Here is a 3,188-nt window from a genome sequence, read left to right as displayed (position 1 = left end):
CCGGAGGGTGCGGGCCTGGTCGCGCGCGATCGTGCCGGACCGCCACTGCGTGCCGTGCCGGTGCACGCGGGTGGTCACCACGACCTCTTTGCGCAGGATGCCGGGAACCGCGGCGAGCGCCGTGCCGATCTCGTCGAGGAGCGATGTCAGGGATGCTCCGAAGCAGTCGATCATGAGGTCGAAGTCGCCGGTGACGCGCGACATCGTCGCGAAGACGGGGTTCCGCCCCAGCGCGGCGATCGCCGCCTCGAGCTGCGCCGGGTCGACCGCGAGGAACGCGAACGCGCATCCCGCCTCGGCCACGAACAGGTGTCCCGGTGCCGGGGTCACCCACGCCTCACCGCCCTCCGACAGGGCTGCCCACCGGCGCGCGACCGTCGTGGCGGAGAGATCGAGCGCCGCCCCCACCGCCGTCCACTCCGCGCGCGGATTCACCTCGAGAGCGCCGAGCAGGGCCAGATCGACCTCTGACGGATCAATGGATTCCGGCATCCTGCATCCCGTTCTGTCCGATTCCTGCATTCTGCCACGCGCTCATTCCGCGAAACATACCGTTGGCCCGTTCACGAAGCCGTGTTCGCTCCCGCCGCTCCACCGAAGGAATCCGCGCAATGTCATCCGCTCCCGCTCCCACCGCCGCGCGGCCGCGCGCCGCCGCGCCGATGGCCGGGGTCATCGTCGCGATGGCCCTCATCGAAGCCCTGTCCGGCATCACCCAGGGCTACCTCAACCCGATCCTGCCCGCGCTCGGCCCCGAGCTCGCCATCGACGACCCCACGATCAACGGGCTGTTCCTGGTCTCCTCGGTCGCGTTCGCCGTGATGACCCCGGTCATCTCGCGTCTCGGCGACAGCCTCGGCTGCCGCCTCATCCTGCGCATCACCGCCGCGATCGTCGCCGTGGGCGTCTTTTCGATGGCCCTGTGGCCGACCCTGCTCACCGTCACGATCGGCGTCGTTCTGCTCACGTGCGTCGTCGGGTTCATCCCGCTGATGATGGGCATCCTGCGTGCGACGGATGCCGCCGCCACCCGCACCGGCGTGGGCGCGATGATCGGCACCCTGATGATCACCGTCGGCATCGGCGGCCTGCTCGCAGGTGTCGTCGGAGCCCAGCGCCCGACGCTCGGGTTCTGGGTGGCGGTGCCGTTCGCGGTCATCGCGCTCGTCGCCTCGTTCGTGCTGCCGAAGGGCCTCGAGGGCACCCGCGAACCGGTCGCCGCGCTGCCGCTGGCGCTGTGCACCGTGGGCCTCATCGGGTTCGTCACCGCGCTGTCGATGGGCGGCGACTGGGGCTGGGCGTCGCCGCTCACCCTCGTCACCGGCATCGGCGGTGTCGTGCTGCTCGGCCTGTGGTGGCGCCTGGACCGCCGCGAGCACGCCGTCCGGTTCATCGATCTGCGGATGCTGTCGATCCCCCGCGTGCGGGTGGTCACGGTCGTCACGTTCCTGTTCGGCTTCGCGTCGATCAGCTACTTCGGAACCAACGGCATCTTCCTGCACGCGGATGCGGCCGCGACCTCGTACGGCTTCGGGATGAACCCGCTCGACATCGCCGTCGTGCTCGCCGCCACCTCCGTGCTCGCGTTCGGCTCGTCGCTCGCGCTGCCCCCGTTCATGCGCCGGGCCGGCGAGCGCGCCGCCCTGTTCGCCGCCGCCGCGCTGCTCGCGGTCGGCTTCGCCCTGATGGCGGTGCTGCACAGCACCGCCGCGGGGTACATCGCCGGGTTCAGCGTGTTCTATCTCGGCATCGGCGCCTACCAGGCCGCGACCCGCACGCTCAGCGTCGAGGGCGTCCCGGTCGACGAGACCGCGACCGCCGCCGGCCTGAACGAGCTGGCCCTGTCGGTCGGCGTCGCGATCGGCGCCGCGGCCGTGAAGCTCATGTCCACCGCGTTCGTGGCATCCGACGGCCACATCGCGATGAGCGGCATCGTCGGCATCTGGGTCACGCTGCTGGTCGCCGCGGCCCTCGCCGGGATCGTCGCGCTCCGGTACCCCCGTCGGCAGACCCTGCAGGAGGCAGCAGCATGACCACCGAGCTCCAGACCACCGTCCGCGACGAGGTGCGCGCCGCCGTCGACAGCCACCGCGACACCCTGCTCGGCCTGAGCCACGCGATCCACGCCGACCCCGAGCTCGGGGGCGAGGAGTTCCGCGCGGTCGCCCGGGTGTCCGAGGTGCTGCGGGATGCCGGGTTCTCGTTCGAGCGCCGCCAGCCCGCGCAGCCCACGGCGTTCGCCGCGTCGTACGGCACCGGGGAGTTCACGGTCGCGCTGTGCGTCGAGTACGACGCCCTGCCCGAGATCGGCCACGGCTGCGGGCACAACGTGAACGCGGCATCCGCCGTCGGCGCCGCGCTCGCCCTCGCGCCGCTGGCCGACCGGCTGGGACTCACCGTGCTCGTGCTCGGCACCCCCGCGGAGGAGTCGTGGGGCGGCAAGATCGACCTCATCGAGGCCGGGTTCTTCGACGGCGTCGCGGTCGCGATGATGGCGCACGCCTCGGGCGAGGACAACGTCGGCTCGTCGTCGCTCGCCCTCGGATGCTGGGACATGACCTTCCACGGGCGCGGCGCGCACGCCGCCGCCGCGCCGACCGAGGGCGTCAACGCCCTCGACGCGATCGTGATCGCGCAGACCGCGACGGCCCTGGCCCGCCAGCAGCTGCCGAGCGACGTGATCCTGTCGTCGATCGTGGTCGACGGCGGCTCCGCGCCGAACGTCATCCCGGCCCGCGCCACCGCCCGGGTGGAGCTGCGCGCCCCGCTCAAGGAGCAGCTCGACGCCGTCTGGGAGCGGGTGCGGCGCTGCTACGAGGCCGGCGCCCTCGCCACCGGCTGCACGCTGTCGATCGAGCCGGTGGGGCATCCCTTCGCGGACCTGCGCCAGGACGCCGGGCTGGCGCAGGCGTACGCGGACGCGCTGGGCGAGATCGGGCGCGACGTGGACCTCGACGGGCCGCCCGCGGGCTCGACCGACATGGGCAACGTGTCGCATCGGGTGCCGAGCATCCACCCGATGATCGGGTACGACCTCGCCAGGGCCGTGCACCACACCGCCGGGTTCACCGCCGCGGGCGCCACGCCGGGAGCGGATGCCGCGGTGCTCGACGCCGCCTACGGCCTGGCCGCGGCCGCGGCAGCCGTGGCATCCGACCCCGCCGAGCGCACCCGTCTGCTCGCCCAGG

General features: G+C 72.7%; 3 protein-coding genes. 2 read left to right on the top strand and 1 reads right to left on the bottom strand.

All coding sequences use genetic code 11. The features are described from left to right. Positions 1-492 (bottom strand): Lrp/AsnC family transcriptional regulator (locus VJR25_RS04660; RefSeq protein WP_324113021.1); only part of this gene is annotated, 492 nt, incomplete at its 3' end. Positions 493-611: 119 nt separating this feature from the next. On the opposite strand from VJR25_RS04660, the gene VJR25_RS04655 reads away from it, so the two are divergent. Both VJR25_RS04655 and VJR25_RS04650 read left to right on the top strand, forming a co-directional pair. Continuing rightward, on the top strand, positions 612-2,033 hold the full coding sequence (locus VJR25_RS04655) for an MFS transporter (RefSeq protein ID WP_324113018.1): 1,422 nt from the start codon (positions 612-614) through the stop codon (positions 2,031-2,033). Beyond that, on the top strand, positions 2,030-3,188 hold a 1,159-nt coding region (locus VJR25_RS04650; RefSeq protein ID WP_324113016.1), incomplete at its 3' end, for a M20 family metallopeptidase. The genes VJR25_RS04655 and VJR25_RS04650, both read left to right, overlap by 4 nt.

The organism is Microbacterium sp., from assembly GCF_035277845.1.
Lineage (GTDB): Bacteria > Actinomycetota > Actinomycetes > Actinomycetales > Microbacteriaceae > Microbacterium.
The sequence above is the reverse complement of the archived record's forward strand: the minus strand, read 5'-3'. Positions and strand labels throughout refer to the sequence as shown.